The following is a 16640-nucleotide window of genomic DNA, read 5'->3' as shown; positions in this document are numbered from 1 at the left end:
TGGCAGATGAAAGTGCAACAACGACAGTCTGGCTGGCAGCCCCGCCTGAAATGGCTGCTGCACTGGTTGTTGCTGCCCGCCGGCATGGTATTACTGTTGGTGGCATTGTTATTGGCTGTATCGGCCAAACCGGATTTATATGCCGGTTATCAGCAGGGCAGTGCCTATTTTGCCGCCGATGGCGAGCTGCTTAGTCTGCAGCTGGCAGACGATCAGCGTTACCGGTTAAAGCTCCCTTTAAACGAAATTGCGCCGGCTATTCAGCAAGCGACAATTTTATACGAAGATCGCGACTTTTATCACCACTTTGGTCTTGATTTCAGTGCAATTGCCCGGGCTTTCTGGCAGGGCGTGCTTAAAAATGGCCGGCGTCAGGGCGCCTCGACCATCAGCATGCAGCTGGCGCGGTTGCGGTTTAAGCTGAACACCAGTTATATTACAGGCAAGCTGCATCAGATTGCTTACGCGCTGTATCTGGAGCGCCATTTCAGCAAAGCCGAGTTGCTGGAAGCCTATTTTAACTATGCGCCTTATGGCGGCAATATTGAAGGCGTTGCCGCTGCCAGTCTGATTTACTTCGGCAAAGAAGCCAGTGAACTAACGTTGCCCGAGGCCATCGCGCTTAGTGTTATTCCGCAAAATCCTAATCAGCGCAGTCCGCTTAGCAGTAGCGGTCAGCAGCAGCTCGAGCTGGCCCGGCAGCGGCTGACTGCTATCTGGCAACAGCAAACTGAACAGACCGCTGAACTGACAGCTCAGTTATTACCGTTAACTTTGCCGTTGCAGTATTTAAACCGGGCCGATATCCCGCAGCAGGCCCCCCATTTTATTAATCAGCTGCGCGCGCAGGGCCAGCAGCAGGGCCGCTTTTACACCAGCCTGCAGTTACCATTGCAGCAACGTTTTGAGCAACAGCTAGGCCGCTATTTGCAGCGACAGCAGGCAACAGGTATCAACAATGGCAGCGTGTTACTGATAAAGCGCAGTACTATGCAGATCCAGGCCTGGCTGGGCTCGGCTGATTTTTATAATGAAGTGATTGCAGGCCAGGTTGATGGCGTAACGGCTGCCCGCTCGCCAGGTTCAGCTTTAAAACCTTTTGTTTATGGGCTGGCGTTGCAGCAGGGACTGATCCATCCGAAAACCCTGCTGACAGATCTGCCGCGACGTTACGGCAGCTTTAATCCTGAAAATTTTGACCGGCAGTTTGCCGGGCCATTGTCGGCCACGGCAGCACTGATTAACAGCCGTAATTTACCAGCGGTACAGCTGCAGGCTCAGCTGCAGCAACCTGACTTTTACCAGTGGCTGAATACCGCCGGAGTGCCGTTAGCCCAGCCTGCCAGCCACTATGGCTTAGCTTTAGTGCTGGGCGGCATGGAGCTAAGCATGGCCCAGTTAGTACAACTGTATGCGATGTTAGGTAACGGTGGCAAGTGGCAGCCACTAGCCTGGCAAAAGCAACCGCAAAAAGACATTGAGGTTAAACAGTTGATAAGCCCGGAAGCGGCATTTTTAACGCTGGATATGCTGCGCCAGCACCCCAGAGTGCAAAGCGGTTTACTCGGTGAGCTGACTGCACAACCCCCTGTTGCCTGGAAAACCGGTACCTCCTATGCGTTTCGTGATGCCTGGGCTGTTGGCTTAAGCGGAGACTATGTGCTGGCGGTATGGTTAGGTAATTTTGATGGCAGCAGTAATCCTAATCTGGTTGGGCGTTCCGCAGCCGGACCGTTTTTTTTTGAATTGCTTGAGTTATTACCGAAAAATCCTGTAGAAAATCAGAAGCTTTTTAGTCATTCGGCTGGGTTAAACCTGAAAGAAGTGGCGCTTTGCAGTCGCAGTGGCGACTTGCCTAATCAACATTGCCCGCAAACTGAACCCGGCTGGTTTATCCCTGGAGTGTCGCCAATAAAGGTTTCAGAGGTACACCGGGCCGTACCTGTTGAACTAAGTAGCGGGCTTAGGGCCTGTTCGCATCAGCCGGGCGTTACCGAGCTTAAGGTGTTTGAGTTCTGGCCATCTGATATTAGTAAAGCGATGCAGCAGGCCGGAATTATGTTAGCGAAACCGCCACAATATCAAAAGGCTTGCCCGGACAGGTTGCAGTTAACTCGTCAGCCACCTCAAATCCGCTCGCCGCAGGCTCAGCTGACTTACCTGGTCAGCGAACAGCATGCAGATGATATTAAACAGCCTGTTGGCCAGCAACAAATTGCTCTGCAAGCAAGCTTTGATGGTGCGGTTAGCCGGGCCCACTGGTTTGCTGATAAGCGTTATCTGGGGGCAGTAACGCCAGGCGAAACCCTGTTCTGGCAGGGCAGGCCTGGTTTAATCACTTTATCTGTAGTGGATGATTTAGGCGGTGCGGCCAGTGTTACCATCCAGGTAAGCGGCGTACCTGCGCTAACCGGGGTTTCGCAGCAGGTAGGCAGCGAATAAGTCTTTATCGGCCAGCCAGGTTCTTTCTACCTGCCAGCCGGCTGAGCGGGCAAGCTGACAAAATTCATCCGGAGTGTATTTATAGGAGTTTTCAGTATGAATACTTTCGCCGGCGGCAAAGGCGACCGCACTGCCAAATACATCAACCACTTGCTCCGCAGTACTGACCAGATGCATTTCCACCCGGCCCTGGCCGGCATTATAAAAAGCATAGTGCTCAAAATTCTCCGGCTTAAAGTTGGCACCCAGTTCACGGTTAATCCGGGTTAAAATATTGCGGTTAAAGCGGGCGGTAATGCCATCTGCATCGTTATAAGCACGGTGCAGATAAACAGGAGATTTCTTGGTGTCTACCCCGATAAGCAGACTGCTATCAGGCCCCAGGGTGCAGCGGGCGTTTTCTAAAAAACTGGCTGCTTGCGCCGGGCAGAAATTGCCAATGGTCGAGCCCGGGAAAAAGCCGATTTTTTGCTGGTGGCCAAACGCCGGCAGCGTTACCGGGTAGCAAAAATCTGCCACCACCGGCTTGACTGCAAGCTTCGGAAAATCAGTTTGTAACTGCTGGCAGGCCATCTCCAGATGAATACCACTGATATCAATCGGAATAAACTGACGGATACTGTTGATTGCATTGAGCAATGGCTTAATTTTTACCAGCGAGCCAGCGCCGAATTCGACGATGGTGCAGTCACTGGTTAAGATGCCAGCTAATTCTTTGGCCACCTTTGGCAGCAGGTTTAGCTCAGTCTGGTAAGGGTAGTACTCTGGTAATTGGCAAATCTGATCAAAATAGTCTGAACCTTGCTGATCATAAAAGTATTTTGCATGAAGTTGTTTTTGCGGTAATGCCAGGCCGGTTAATACGTCGTCGGCAAAATCCAGATCCATCAGTGGTGAAATGAGGCCGGTAGTTAAATCGTTGGTATAAAACATTGACTGAGCTGATGACATTATTGATCCTCTGCTAATCTGAGTCCGCTAAACTGCCAGCGTTGGTGGGGATGAAAAAAGTTACGATAACTGCTGCGTAATTGCTGGCGTGGCGAGGCACAGGAGCCACCACGAAGCACAAATTGATTGGCCATAAATTTACCGTTATATTCGGCAAGCTCGCCCTGGGCCGCACTAAAACCAGGATAAGGGCTGTAAGGGCTTTGGCTCCATTCCCAGACATCGCCAAATAACTTTTGAAAACCTGGCTGGTTATCGCAAGAGGTAGGCTGCCAGATATGTTGCTCCAGAAAATTAGCATTGGTCAGGGCCTCTGGCTGCGCCTCGGCAATCACTTCCCATTCCTGTTCACGGGGCAAACGCTTACCAGCCCAGCGGGCAAAGGCGTCTGCTTCATAATAACTGATATGGCATACCGGCGCGGCCAGGTTCAAAGGCTGTAAGCCACGTAAACTGAAACTACACCATTGTTGCTGCTGCCGTTGCCAGTATAACGGTGCCTGCCAGTTATATTGCTGGCTGTAATGCCAGCCGTCAGACAGCCACAACAAGGGGTTCTGATAACCGCCATCGTCAATAAACTGCAACCACTCACCATTTGTAACCGGACGGCTGGCCAGTTTAAATGGCTGCAAAAAGTATTGATGACGGGGCTTTTCACAATCGTAGCTGAAACCCTGCTCAGCTGCGCCAACCTTAAGCAAGCCACCATCATGGCTTAACATTTGAAGTGCTGGCAGTGGCTGAGCAGAACCGGACAGACTGGCTGGTGGTGGGGTTTGCTGCATGGCCGGAGCCAGCGGATTGGCTGACAACAAATGCAGCACGTCGGTTAGCATCAGCTCCTGATGCTGCATTTCATGATGTAAGCCTATTGTCAGTAATTCAGTTACATCGGGTTGCCCCAGAGCAAGTAGCTGCTGCATATGCGTTTCCACATGCTGGCGATATTCCAGAATATCGCTGATAGCAGGGCGGGTTAGCAAGCCACGGTTTGGTCTGGCGTGGCGTGGGCCAACGGCATCGTAATAAGAGTTAAACAGAAACTGATAATCAGTATTAAAGCACTGATAATTTTTGCTAAAGCGTTGCAGGATAAAATGCTCATAAAACCAGCTGGTATGAGCCAGATGCCATTTTAACGGGCTGGCATCGGGCATAGACTGCACCACCATATCTTCGGCAGATAAGCCCTCTGTTAACGCTAATGTCTGGCGGCGTACCTGTTGAAAACTATCGATAACACCTTGCTCCTGGTTATTTTTGTCTAATTCCATTTTGCTCCTCGCATAATGCAGGTATTTTCAGTCTAGCAGGCTTGTTGTGTTAATGCAGGGTTGCAATTTAATCTGCTATTATTTGCCGGCTATATTTCAAAAAAATGAACAGGTAGAATAAGCCAAGCTAATTTTCCGCTTGTCAGTAAAGTGATTATTAAATGTATTGCCACCATTTTCAGGCTAACCGCTGTCAATCATGCCAATGGCTGGCAAAACCCTACTCGCAGCAACTGACCGATAAACAGCAGCATCTGAATGAGCTAATGGCTCCAATGCAGCCAGAGAGTGTCTTAGCGCCAATTGCAAGTGAAGAGCAGGGTTTTCGCTACAAAGCGAAAATGGTCGTTCTGGGCAGTGTCACTAATCCGGTGCTGGGTATTATCAATGCCCGGGGTGAGCAGGTCGATTTAGCCGATTGCCCGTTATATCCAGCGAGCTTTGTGCCGGTTTTTGCCTTGTGTAAAGCTTTTATCCGCCGTGCTACTCTTACCCCGTATGACATTGCCAGCCGCCGTGGTGAACTGAAATATATTTTACTTAGCCAAAGCCTGCACAGTGGCCGCTTTATGCTGCGGCTTGTGCTGCGTTCAAAAAACTGTCTGGCCTCTGTAACCAAACATTTGCCCTGGCTAGAGCAGCAATTGCCAGAACTTGAGCTTTGCTCGGTGAATTTGCAGCCAGCAGCAGCGGCCATCCTGGAAGGCGCGGAAGAAATTGTTTTAACCAAGCAAACTGTGCTGGCTGAGCAATTAAATCAGGTACCGCTTTATTTACAGCCGCAAAGTTTTTTTCAGACCCAGCCGGTAGTAGCGGCCAGCTTGTATCTTAATGCCGCCCAATGGGCTGCTGAACTGCAGGAGCAAAACGGTCAGTTCAATCAAATATGGGACCTGTTTTGCGGAGTGGGTGGTTTTGGCCTTCATTTGGTGCAGAATGATCAAAGCCTGCAGGGTATTGAAATTGCCCCGGCAGCCATTGCCAGTGCTACACGCTCAGCAGCAGAAATGGGATTAACAAATGTCAGCTTTCAGGCATTGGATGCTACGGCCTTTGCCAATGCCGCAGCAAAGGCCCCTGATTTACTGGTGGTAAACCCGCCACGGCGCGGTTTAGGGGCTGCGTTATGTCAGGATATTGAACGGCTTTCCCCTGGCTGGCTGCTTTATTCCAGTTGTAATGCCCAAACCCTGGCGGACGATTTAACCAGATTAAACCAATACAAATTACTGAAAGTACAGCTGTTTGATATGTTCGCCCATAGCAGCCATTATGAAGTGTTAACTCTGTTGCAACGAAAGTGATAGCGCTGGATATTGCATCCTGCAAAAAGCCATATATACTGTTTATATATACAGTATATATGGTGATGTATGTCTACCTTATTAGATCAACTCGCCCGACGCCAGTTATTATGGCAAGGCGATAGCCAGCAGTTGGCCTACAGGGCTGTTGCGTCAGGATATCCTGAACTGGATCAGCAGTTAGGTGGTGGCTTGCCGGCAACCGGCCTGATTGATATTCAAACCGAAGCCGGTATAGGTGAGCTGCGTCTGTTGTTACCTTATTTACAACAGCAACAACAGCAGAGCCAGCGTTTACTGGTATTTATTGGACCGCCGGCTGAGCTTTGCGCCGATATGCTGGCCGGAAGCGGGCTTGAGTTAAGCCAGTTGCTGATCATCACCCCGGGCGAGCAACCGGCTTTTGGCCAGAGCTCAGATGAACTGGCTAAGCTGACTCAGCCGGCTAAAAACCCTCAATCTGTAAAAAAGCTTTCGCCACAACAACAGGCGTTATGGGCGGCTGAGCAGTGTCTGCAAAGTGGCTGTTGCGCCAGCGTGCTGCTATGGCCTGCGGTCATCAGTTTAGCTCAGGCCCGACGGTTACAACTCGCTGCAGAACAGGGCGCCGCCAGCATGATTGTGTTCAGGCATAGCAGTCAGGCACTTAGCCTGCCAGTTAATTTAAGTATCAGCCTTAAGCCGGATCCACAGGGACTGCAATTAACTGTGCTTAAACGGAAAGGCAGTTGGCCGGCAGCGCCGTTTCGAATAAGTATGCAACAGAAATGGCCGGTATTGTGCTTAACCGGAACTGCTGCTGAGCCACTGCGCCAGGCTGTTTGAAATGGCTTTGTTTATATATCTGCATTTTCCGGCACTGCAGTTGGATCATCTGCAACTTTCAGCCGAAAGCGACCGTCAATTGCCCGTTGCACTGGTTGATCTGCAGCATCAGTTAGTGCAGTTAAATCCTGCGGCGATTAAGGCCGGCCTTAAACAACACATGGGCCTGGCCAGCGCTGCTGCGCTGTGTCCGGATTTGCAGCTGCTGCCCTATCAGCCAGAGCAGCAAGCTAAAATTCTGCACAACGTTGCCCAGCAGTTGTATCAGGTAAGCAGTGATATTGCCTTAGATAAACCCGCTGGGCTTATTCTGCGTCTTGAAGGCATGTTGCAGCTGTATGGCGGGCTTAAACCTTACTGGCAGGAACTGAGCGCAAAACTCTCTGCGCTGACTTACCGTTATCAGTATAGCTGTGGTGCAACGCCTTATGCGGCTAAATGTCTGGCTTATCAGCAGGCTGGGTTAATTACTGTTGATAACCGGCTGTTTGATAAAGCGCTGAACAGCAGCCCGCTAAGTGCAACAGAGCTCTCGCCAGCAATGCAGCAGCAAATGATCCGGCTGGGGATCCATACCCTTGGTCAGTTACAGTCTTTGCCACCGGCAGAGTTGGCCCGGCGCTTCGACAGTCAGTTGCTGAGTTATCTGGGACGGTTGCGGGGCGATTACTATCATGCGCTGGAGTATTTCCAACCTGAGCCTGGTTTCAGCCGTTATATGGAACTGCTGTATGACATCAGCGACAGTAATGTACTGATTAAACCGCTAGCCAAACTACTGCAGCAACTGGAGCAGCAACTAAGACGGACCAATTGTCAGTGCTATCAACTGCTGCTTAGTTTATTTTTTCGCGATAATCCGCCGCTTAAGCTGAGTATCGGCTCTGCTCAGGGCGAATATAAAGCCCAGGCCTGGCTGGCGTTATGTCAGCTACAACTAGAAAACCTGCCTTTGCCGGAACCGGTGTATGGCCTGCAGCTGGATGTTAATCATTTTGCCGGCCAGCAGCACACTACTGAAGCATTATTTAATCAGCATCAGGCCAGAATGTCGGCATTACAGTTGATATCATTGTTGCAGGCCCGTTTAGGCCATGCTGCGGTCAGCGGTTTAACCCTGCAGGATCAACATTTGCCCGAGATGGCCAGTAAGCGCAGTCTGCCACTGACAAAGGGGGCAATCGGGCAGGCGGTTTTGCCACTTCGGCCAGCATTTTTATTTACCAGACCACAACCCCTCACAGAAGCCGTAACAATTAACCAGGGGCCCGAGCGGTTGTGTCCTGATGGCTGGCAACTGGGTGCGCAGCGTGATTACTATATTGGTCGCAATCAGCAAGGCCAGTGGTTATGGCTGTTCCGAACGGTAAGTCAGCAATGGTTTATCCATGGTTTGTTTAGTTAATATCAAGGCAGGTAACGGCAATGCAATATGCTGAACTGTTTTGTCAAAGCCATTTCAGCTTTTTACAAGGTGCGTCCAGTCCGCAAGAGTTGGTAATCGAGGCCGCATCGCTGGGCTATCAGGCGCTGGCAATAACAGATGAATGTTCAGTTGCCGGTGTGGTTAGGGCCTATCGGGCAATTAATGAGCAGCAACTTGCACTGAAGTTAATTGTTGGCAGTGTGTTTATGCTGGATAAGCTGCAGCTGGTGTTGTTATGCCCGACTAAAGCGGCATATAGCGAGCTGTGTCGGGTTATCACTAATGCCAGAAGGCGCAGCCGCAAAGGTGATTATCAGCTGACAGAATGGGATTTAATGTCAGTAAAGCACTGTTTTATTTTATGGTTGCCAAGTGGAGATAATGCCAGCGATCAGTATTGGGGTAGCTGGCTTACCAGGTATCATGCCAGCCGGTTATGGCTGGCAATGCGGCGCTATTTAAGCCATAACGAGCCGCAATTTAATCAGTATTGTCAGCAATTGGCCAGCCAGTTCCAGCTTAGTCAGATGTGTTGTGGTGCTGTTTTAATGCATCAGCCCGGCCGGCTGGCACTGCAGCATTGCGTCAGCGCCATCCGGGCCGGCAGACCGGTTAGTGAACTGGGGCGTGAGCTGCTAAGCAATACCGAGCGGGCACTCAGGCCGTTGTCCAAGCTGGCTAAGTTATTTCCGGACAATTGGCTGAATGAAACCGCGGTTATTGCCGGGTGCTGCAGTTTTAATCTTAGCGAGCTTAAGTATCAGTATCCGGCTGAGCTGGTGCCAGCAGGGCAAACCGCCAGCAGTTATCTGCGACAGCTGGTTGTTCAGGGCAGCAAAATACGCTTTACCGACGGCGTACCACAAAGGGTACAGGCGCTGATTGAAAAAGAGCTGACCCTTATTAGCGAACTTAATTACGAATATTTTTTTCTGACCATTTACGATCTGGTGCAGTTTGCCCAAAGTCGCAATATTTTATATCAGGGCCGGGGTTCGGCGGCTAATTCAGTGGTGTGTTATTGCCTGCAAATCACGGCTGTTGATCCGCGGCAAATTCAGGTGTTGTTTGAACGGTTTTTATCAAAAGAGCGTCAGGAGCCGCCTGATATTGACGTAGATTTCGAACATGAACGGCGCGAAGAAGTGATTCAGTATTTGTATCAGAAATACGGCCGGGAGCGCGCTGCTCTGGCTGCTACTGTTATCAGTTATCGCTTTAAAAGTGCTCTGCGGGATGTTGGTAAAGCACTGGGATTGCCGGAAAGCCAACTGGATTTCCTTGTCAAAAATATTCAGCGGCGTAATCCTGTTACCCCCTGGCAGCAGCAATTGGGAGCACTGGGGCTGGCTCCTGACAGCGAGACAACCCGCCAGCTTGTGCAGTTAGTGGATGAGCTGCGCGGGTTTCCCCGCCATTTATCGCAGCACGTAGGCGGCTTTGTCATTTCTGAAGGGCCGCTGTATGAACTGGTACCGGTGGAAAATGCGGCTATGATCGACAGAACCGTGATCCAGTGGGATAAAGATGATTTAGAAACACTGGAACTGCTGAAGGTTGATGTGCTGGCGCTGGGGATGTTAACGGCCATTCGTAAATGTTTTCAGCTGGTTAAACGGCATTATCAACGTTCGCTAAGTATTGCCGGTATCAACGCGCTTGGCGATGATCCGGCGGTGTATCAGCTGATCCAAAAAGCCGATACCGTGGGTTTATTTCAGATTGAATCACGGGCACAAATGAGCATGTTACCGCGGTTAAAACCGGCCTGTTATTACGATTTAGTGGTGCAGATTGCTATTGTCCGGCCCGGGCCTATTCAGGGCGATATGGTGCATCCATATTTAAAACGGCGTAATGGCATCGAGCCAGTAAGCTATCCGTCAAAAGAGGTTGAACAGGTATTAAGCCGCACCATGGGGGTACCGATATTTCAGGAGCAGGTAATAGCGCTGGCTATGGTAGCCGCCGGTTTTAGTGGCGGTGAGGCTGATCAGTTGCGCCGGGCAATGGCCAGCTGGAAAAAAACCGGAGAATTACTGCAATTTAAAGATAAGCTGATAAACGGCATGCTGAAGCGCGGATATCAGCAGGAATTTGCTGAGCGGATATACCAGCAAATTTGTGGTTTTGGTGAATATGGTTTTCCCGAGTCGCATTCGGCCAGTTTTGCTGTGCTGGCCTATATTTCGGCCTGGCTAAAACATTATTATCCGGCGGCCTTTTATACGGCATTACTTAACAGCTTACCGATGGGGTTTTACAGCCCGTCGCAGCTGTTACAGGATGCAAAAAGGCATCAGGTTAAGGTATTACCGGTATGTGTTAATGGCTCTTGCCGTGATTATACCTTGCAATCAGAACAAGCGAATTTTGCTATCAGGCTGGGGCTGCGGCAGATAAAAGGGTTAAGTGCTGCAGGGGTTGAGCGCTTACTGCAGCATCGACCTGCTGCTGGTTATAGCTCACTTTCCCAGTTACGACAGGCTGGCCTTAACAGCAGTGATTTACAGGCACTGGCCAGTGCCAATGCGTTAGCAGCGATCAGTGGCGACAGGTACAACAGTCGCTGGCAATTACTGGATAAGCAGCAGAGCCTGCCACTTTTCTGTGCCGAAGAAAGCTTGCAGAATAAGCCAGTGATATTGACAGCAAAAAATATAAAAAAAGCTTCAGAGGCTCAGGAAGTCGCTGAAAAAACCGTACAATATCAGGCTATGGTTTTGCCCGCACCGTCAGAGATAGACGAGGTGTTGGAAGACTATGCCGCTACCGGTCTGAGTTTACAGCAACATCCGATAGCCCTGCTGCGCAAGGCGGGTAAATTGCCGCGCAGTATTGACGCTGAGTCATTAAAAGAGGTGCGGCATAAAAGTCCGGTACGGATAAGTGGTCTGGTAACCTTGCGACAAAGGCCCGGCACTGCTGCCGGGGTTACTTTTATTTCGCTGGAAGATGAAACCGGTACTGCCAATGTGGTGGTGTGGCTGGCCACAGCTCAGGCTCAGCAACAGGCTTTTTTAACGGCGCAAATACTGCAGGTAGACGGTATTTTAGAGCGTGAAGGGGACGTAACCCATGTAATAGCCGGCAGGCTGACCGATTTAAGCCATGAGCTGGCAGCCTTTGCCAGCAAATCGCGGGATTTTCACTAACTATATTACTGGCTCTATTACTAACTGTATTATTAACTTAGTCTGACAATCTGCTACAGTGCCTGCGATTTTTAAGCAGGGCTAATATCATTTTATGCTTTTGGGCTATTTTTCACTTTTTGCCAGCGGCTTTATTGCTGCCACTTTATTACCCGCCTCCTCTGAGGTACTGTTACTGGCTTTGGCCCAACAGGGTTATAAGCCATTGTGGTTGTGGTTGGCTGCCACCTGCGGCAATACCCTGGGCTCCTGCGTCAACTGGTATTTGGGTAAAGAGTTACTGCGATTTCAACATAAGCGCTGGTTTCCGATAAGCCAGGCGCAGCTAGCCAAAGCTGAAATTCAGTTTAACCGCTACGGCAGCTGGAGCCTGCTACTGGCCTGGTTACCGATAGTCGGAGACCCGCTAACCCTGGTTGCCGGCACTTTGCGGGTTCGTTTTGGGCTATTTTTATTATTGGTTACGCTGGGTAAAGGGGCTCGTTATGCATTGTTGTTATTTTTGGCCCGTCAGCTTTGGTAATTCGTTTTACTAATGGCTTTATATGGCCAGATCCGTCATCATTAGCACACTTTATTTTTTGCAGGAAACCAAGATGGAATATCAACTAAGTACAGAAGAACTCAATCGCGTCATTTCGCTGGATGCCGAGCAACGCTATGAATATTTTGTTCAGGCCGTGGCTGATTTAGAAGAGATCTGGATTTTAACTGACGAAGAAGGCTTTGTATTAGTAAGTGCTGAGGAAGAGCGTTGCATTCCGGTATGGCCACATGCTGAACTGGCAGCACAATGGATTGAAGGTGAGTGGCAACACTGTACTGCCAAATCTATCGACGTAAAAACCTGGCTGGATAAATGGACCTCAGGTTTAATTGGCGATGAGCTGGCTATTGCCGTCCTGCCTGACTCAGATGGTCCTGGTGTGGTGGTCACGCCGGAAGAGCTGTCAGAAACTCTGCTTGATGCTATGAGCGATAAAGACTGAGTGCAATTCAATAATTAAGCCGTTATTGCACTAATTCATTGCCGGTGGTGCTGCCGCCGGCAAATGCCATTAAATTGTCACTGGTAATAGTACATATTTGCTGCAACGCCTCTTTGGTAAAAAAGGCCTGATGACTGGTGATCAGCACATTTGGAAAGGTCAGCAGCCGTTTAAATATCTCATCATCTATTACCTGCTCTGATAAATTTTCAAAAAAGATATCGGCTTCCTGTTCGTACACATCTAAACCCAGATAACCAATTTTTCGGCTTTTTAAGCCATCAATTACGGTTTTGGTATTTACCAGGCCACCGCGGCTGGTATTAATCAGCATCACACCATCACGCATTTTGGCCAGCGAATCAGTATTGATTATATGCTTGGTAGCCGGGGTAAGCGGGCAATGTAAACTGATAATATCGCTCTGTGCATATAACTCATTCAGGCTGACATAGTCGTTTGTCAGCTCCGCTGCCGGCTCAATGTCATAGCAAAGTAGCTTACAGCCAAAGCCTTTTAAGATGCGGGCTGTAGCCAGGCCAATCCTGCCAGTACCAATTAAACCAACGGTTTTGCCGTGCATATTAAAGCCTAGTAAACCGTCAATCGCGAAATTGTCATCTCTGACCCGGTTAAAGGCTTTATGTAGCTTGCGATTTAACGTCAGCATCATGGCTACCGTGTGCTCTGCAACCGCCTCTGGCGAGTAGGCTGGCACTCTGGCAATCCGGATGCCCAGTGCTTTGGCGGTAGCCAGGTCAACATTGTTAAAACCGGCACAACGTAGTGCCACCATTTCAATGCCCATTTCGGACATCTGCTGCAACACTTCCGCCGACAGATCATCATTAACAAAGGCACAAATCGCATGGCAGCCGTGTGCCAGTTTAACATTTGCTGAACTTAAGCGGTTTTCAAAATAGCTGAATTGCAGGCTTGGATCAGCCCACTGACCTAAGCCCTTCTGATCATATTTTTTGGCACTGAACACGGCAACTTTCATTTGCAGCCTCGCGCTTGTTTGCGGTCTGTTATTTTCAGATAAGTGTAGATCAGCTGAAGTTGTCATAATTAGCGCCAGATCAAAGTTACAGCAGTTCTTCTATCGCCTGAGCAATGCTGGCGGGTTTAGTGCGGGGAGCATAGCGCTTAACGACTTCACCCTGCTTGTTTATCAGAAACTTGGTGAAATTCCACTTAATAGCCCGTGTTTTAAGCAAGCCCCTGGCACTGTCTTTTAAATGCTCGAATAGCGGTGATGCTTTTAAACCATTAACATTTATTTTAGCCATAACCGGAAAGCTCAGGCCATAGTTCAGCTGACAAAACTGCTGAATGTCGCTGTTATCGCCGGGTTCCTGGCTGCCAAACTGGTTACATGGGAATGCCAGGATCACCAGACCGCGATCTTTATATTGCTGATATAACTCTTCCAGCTGCTGATATTGTGGGGTAAAGCCACACTGGCTGGCCGTATTAACGATAAGCACGACTTTACCGCGGTAAGTTGCCAGATCCACTTCCTGACCCTGGCCATTTTTTACTTTAAACTGATGTATATTGGTCATTCTGCTTCCCGATTATGCTGTAAATTCAGTTTTACGTTCTGATTGCTGGATCCGTCTTTCTTTTCCCAGACTTAGTTTGTAAGCTAACAGCTTATCATTTCACAGCTATAAGTCATTTTTATGTCAATTGAAAGCAAAGGTAAAGTCGCATTTATTGGTCTTGGCGTGATGGGCTACCCTATGGCAGGGTATTTACAGCAAAAGGGTTACCAGGTTTGTGTCTACAATCGCACAGCTGCGAAAGCAACAGCGTGGGTTAATCAATTTGGTGGCAGCCAGGCTAGCACGCCGGCACTGGCAGCTGCAGAAGCGTCGCTGGTATTTTTATGTGTTGGCAATGACGATGACGTGCGCTCGGTAGTGTATGGAGACGATGGTGTGCTGGCAAGCCTGCAGCCTGGTAGCGTGCTGATTGATCATACGACAGCATCAGCTGAGTTAGCCCGTGAACTTAGTGCTGCCTGTGAGACTAAACAAATTGGCTTTTTAGATGCCCCGGTATCCGGCGGCCAGGCCGGTGCTGAAAACGGTGTATTAACGGTAATGCTCGGTGGCCAGCCTTCGGCGTTTGACCAGGCCGAAACCGCCATTATGAGCTACTCACGTTGTGCAAAATTGCTGGGCCCGGCCGGTTCAGGTCAGTTGACAAAAATGGTGAATCAGATTTGTATTGCCGGGGTGGTGCAGGGCCTGGCAGAAGCACTTAATTTTGCTCAGAATGCCGGCCTGGATGGCGCCGCTGTGGTTGAGGTGATTTCCCAGGGCGCCGCATCGTCCTGGCAAATGCAGAACCGTTATAAAACCATGCTGAATGGTAAGTATGACTTCGGCTTTGCCGTAGACTGGATGCGCAAAGACTTAGGCATCGCCTTAAATGAAGCCCGCAAAAACGGCAGCCATTTGCCGTTAACGGCGTTAGTTGATCAGTTTTACAGCGAAGTACAGCAAATGGGCGGTGGCCGCTGGGACACTTCGAGTTTATTAAAACGTTTTACCCGTTAGCCTTATCGGTTGGTTAAAATAACAAAGCCAGAATGTACCTGTTACTTACTGTAGGTACTAAACTGGCTTTGATTAAATAGTTTTAAAACAATAAACATTTAAAACCATTATTTTCAGGTGTATATCGGTTTATTGTGTGGTTAACACCCACTCAGTTAATAAGCGCACCCCAAAACCAGTACCACCTTCAGTATGCAAGCCTTTGCTGCTATCGCTTAACGCATTGCCAGCAATATCAAGGTGGGCAAAAGGTGTGTCGTTTACAAATTGATTTAAAAATAACGCGGCGGTAGAAGCGCCCGTTGACCTGCCGGTATTACGTAAATCGGCCTTCATACTTTTTAGCTCAGGTAGCATGTCATCAGACAGCGGTAAACGCCAAACCCGTTCATGTACTTTTTCACCCGCTTGTGTTAATTGCGTAACCAGTGTTTCATCGTTACTGAAAAGACCTGCATAATAATTTCCTACAGCAGTAACTTTGGAACCGGTCAGTGTTGCGATATCAACAATTGCCCGGGGTTTATACTGCGTTTCTACATGCCAGAGTGCATCGGCCAGTACCAACCGGCCTTCGGCATCAGTGTTAATAATTTCAATGGTTTTACCATTACCGGCCCTGACAATATCGCCGGGTAAATAGGCGCGGTCCGAAATCATATTCTCAGCTAATGCCATAACACCAATAACATTAACCGGTGCCTGTTGTTTGACCAATGTGTGCATAGTTCCCAGAACCGCGGCGGCGCCTGCCATATCTGAGGTCATTCGAAAAATTGAGTCAGCTTGCGTTTTAAGATTATAGCCGCCGGTATCAAATGTAATACCTTTACCAACCACGGCGACCGGTTGTTGCTTGCTGCCTTCCCAATGTACCAGCAACAACCGTGGCGGACGGGCACTGCCGCGGCCAACCGCTAAAATAGCGCCCATGCCAGCTTTCTCAAGCGCTTTTTCGTCCATCACTGTTACTTTAGCACCTAACTTACGTAGTGCTAATGCTTGCTGGACAAAGGTTTCAGGGTAGATGCCACTGGCCGGTTCATTAATGAGATCGCGTGCCAGTGCAACACCTTCGCTAAGCGCATTAAGTTGAACTAAGCGTTCATCAGTCGCTTTTTTATTGCTACTAAGTAGGAACAGGTTACGCTCGGGGGCTGTTTTTTTATCACTTAAGTAACGGTCAAATGTGTAACTTGACAGATCTACGCCGTGACTAAATTGGGCCAGAAACTCAGCTTGGCCGATAGCCGGGTCAATCATTGACGCATCAAGCTGAATATTGCTGGCTGCAGAGTCTTTAAGGCTGCGGGCAGCAGCGGCGCCCAACAAGCTGGCTTGATACGCACTAAGCTTTTCCGGTTCGCCAGTACCCATCAAAACAACCCGCTTAAATTGCGCATAGGGTGCAGCAGGTGATAACCAGGTCAGTGTTTTAGCATGCTTTGCAGTAAAGTTTTCCTGTTGACTGATAGCGGCAAGTTGTGGGTTTGTATTTAATTGTTCAGGGCCAACCAACAATATTAACGTATCAGCATTGTCAGCAATAGTGCTGGTCGTTTTTATGGTAAAGGGTCCTGCCTGCGAAGCAAAGCTGGCCAATAATAAGGTTGCAACTGCGGTTAAACGAAACATGTAATCACACTCCTACAAGAATAATCTGCCCTTATCTTCCCTAAAAGCACGCGTTGAAACAATATT

13 protein-coding genes are annotated in these 16640 nt (G+C 49.2%); 8 read left to right on the top strand and 5 right to left on the bottom strand.

All coding sequences use genetic code 11. From position 1 onward, the window contains the following. The first annotated feature begins 6 nt into the window (after positions 1-6). Entirely contained in the window at positions 7-2442 is a 2436-nt protein-coding gene (pbpC, locus tag KQY15_RS05470) for a penicillin-binding protein 1C (RefSeq protein ID WP_217668016.1), read from the top strand. Here pbpC and egtD read toward each other — a convergent pair. After that, on the bottom strand, positions 2407-3393 hold the full coding sequence (egtD, locus tag KQY15_RS05465) for an L-histidine N(alpha)-methyltransferase (protein ID WP_217668014.1): 987 nt from the start codon (positions 3391-3393) through the stop codon (positions 2407-2409). The two genes, pbpC and egtD, sit on opposite strands and share 36 nt — an antisense overlap. Further along, positions 3393-4670, bottom strand: a complete 1278-nt coding sequence (gene egtB, locus KQY15_RS05460; protein ID WP_217668012.1) for an ergothioneine biosynthesis protein EgtB — start codon at positions 4668-4670, stop codon at positions 3393-3395. Before egtB ends, egtD begins: the two co-directional genes overlap by 1 nt. 161 nt (positions 4671-4831) lie before the next feature. Here egtB and rlmC point away from each other — a divergent pair, with 161 nt between their 5' ends. From rlmC to KQY15_RS05430, 6 genes are all read left to right on the top strand, one after another. Continuing rightward, the gene (rlmC, locus tag KQY15_RS05455) at positions 4832-5974 is read left to right on the top strand and encodes a 23S rRNA (uracil(747)-C(5))-methyltransferase RlmC (protein WP_217668010.1); all 1143 of its coding nucleotides are present in this window, start codon (positions 4832-4834) and stop codon (positions 5972-5974) included. A gap of 69 nt (positions 5975-6043) precedes the next feature. Further along, positions 6044-6799, top strand: coding sequence for a translesion DNA synthesis-associated protein ImuA (gene imuA / locus KQY15_RS05450; RefSeq protein WP_217668008.1), 756 nt, complete (start codon positions 6044-6046; stop codon positions 6797-6799). A 1-nt stretch (position 6800) separates the two neighbouring features. Further along, the gene (locus KQY15_RS05445; RefSeq protein WP_217668006.1) at positions 6801-8204 is read left to right on the top strand and encodes a Y-family DNA polymerase; all 1404 of its coding nucleotides are present in this window, start codon (positions 6801-6803) and stop codon (positions 8202-8204) included. Positions 8205-8224: 20 nt separating this feature from the next. Next, complete coding sequence (locus tag KQY15_RS05440; RefSeq protein WP_217668004.1) at positions 8225-11380, top strand: error-prone DNA polymerase; 3156 nt, start codon at positions 8225-8227, stop codon at positions 11378-11380. A gap of 94 nt (positions 11381-11474) precedes the next feature. Further along, positions 11475-11903 (top strand): YqaA family protein, encoded by a 429-nt coding sequence (locus KQY15_RS05435; RefSeq protein ID WP_217668002.1) that lies wholly within the window; start codon positions 11475-11477, stop codon positions 11901-11903. Between the two features lie 73 nt (positions 11904-11976). After that, complete coding sequence (locus KQY15_RS05430; protein WP_217668001.1) at positions 11977-12369, top strand: DUF2750 domain-containing protein; 393 nt, start codon at positions 11977-11979, stop codon at positions 12367-12369. 22 nt (positions 12370-12391) lie between these two features. Here KQY15_RS05430 and KQY15_RS05425 read toward each other — a convergent pair whose 3' ends face one another. Then, a complete protein-coding gene (locus tag KQY15_RS05425; RefSeq protein ID WP_217667999.1) occupies positions 12392-13372 on the bottom strand; it encodes a 2-hydroxyacid dehydrogenase in 981 nt (326 codons plus the stop codon). An 85-nt stretch (positions 13373-13457) separates the two neighbouring features. Further along, positions 13458-13937 carry a glutathione peroxidase gene (locus KQY15_RS05420; RefSeq protein ID WP_217667997.1) on the bottom strand — a complete coding sequence of 160 codons (480 nt, stop codon included), beginning with the start codon at positions 13935-13937 and terminating at the stop codon, positions 13458-13460. Between the two features lie 120 nt (positions 13938-14057). Between KQY15_RS05420 and KQY15_RS05415 the strand changes: the two genes are divergently transcribed. Further along, a complete protein-coding gene (locus KQY15_RS05415; RefSeq protein WP_217667995.1) occupies positions 14058-14939 on the top strand; it encodes an NAD(P)-dependent oxidoreductase in 882 nt (293 codons plus the stop codon). A gap of 129 nt (positions 14940-15068) precedes the next feature. On the opposite strand, the gene KQY15_RS05410 is transcribed toward KQY15_RS05415, so the two are convergent. Beyond that, the gene (locus tag KQY15_RS05410) at positions 15069-16574 is read right to left on the bottom strand and encodes a leucyl aminopeptidase (RefSeq protein WP_217667993.1); all 1506 of its coding nucleotides are present in this window, start codon (positions 16572-16574) and stop codon (positions 15069-15071) included. Between the last annotated feature and the right edge of the window lie 66 nt (positions 16575-16640).

The sequence above is a fragment of the Arsukibacterium indicum genome (assembly GCF_019100565.1).
Taxonomy (GTDB): domain Bacteria; phylum Pseudomonadota; class Gammaproteobacteria; order Enterobacterales; family Alteromonadaceae; genus Alishewanella; species Alishewanella indicum.
The sequence above is the reverse complement of the archived record's forward strand: the minus strand, read 5'-3'. Positions and strand labels throughout refer to the sequence as shown.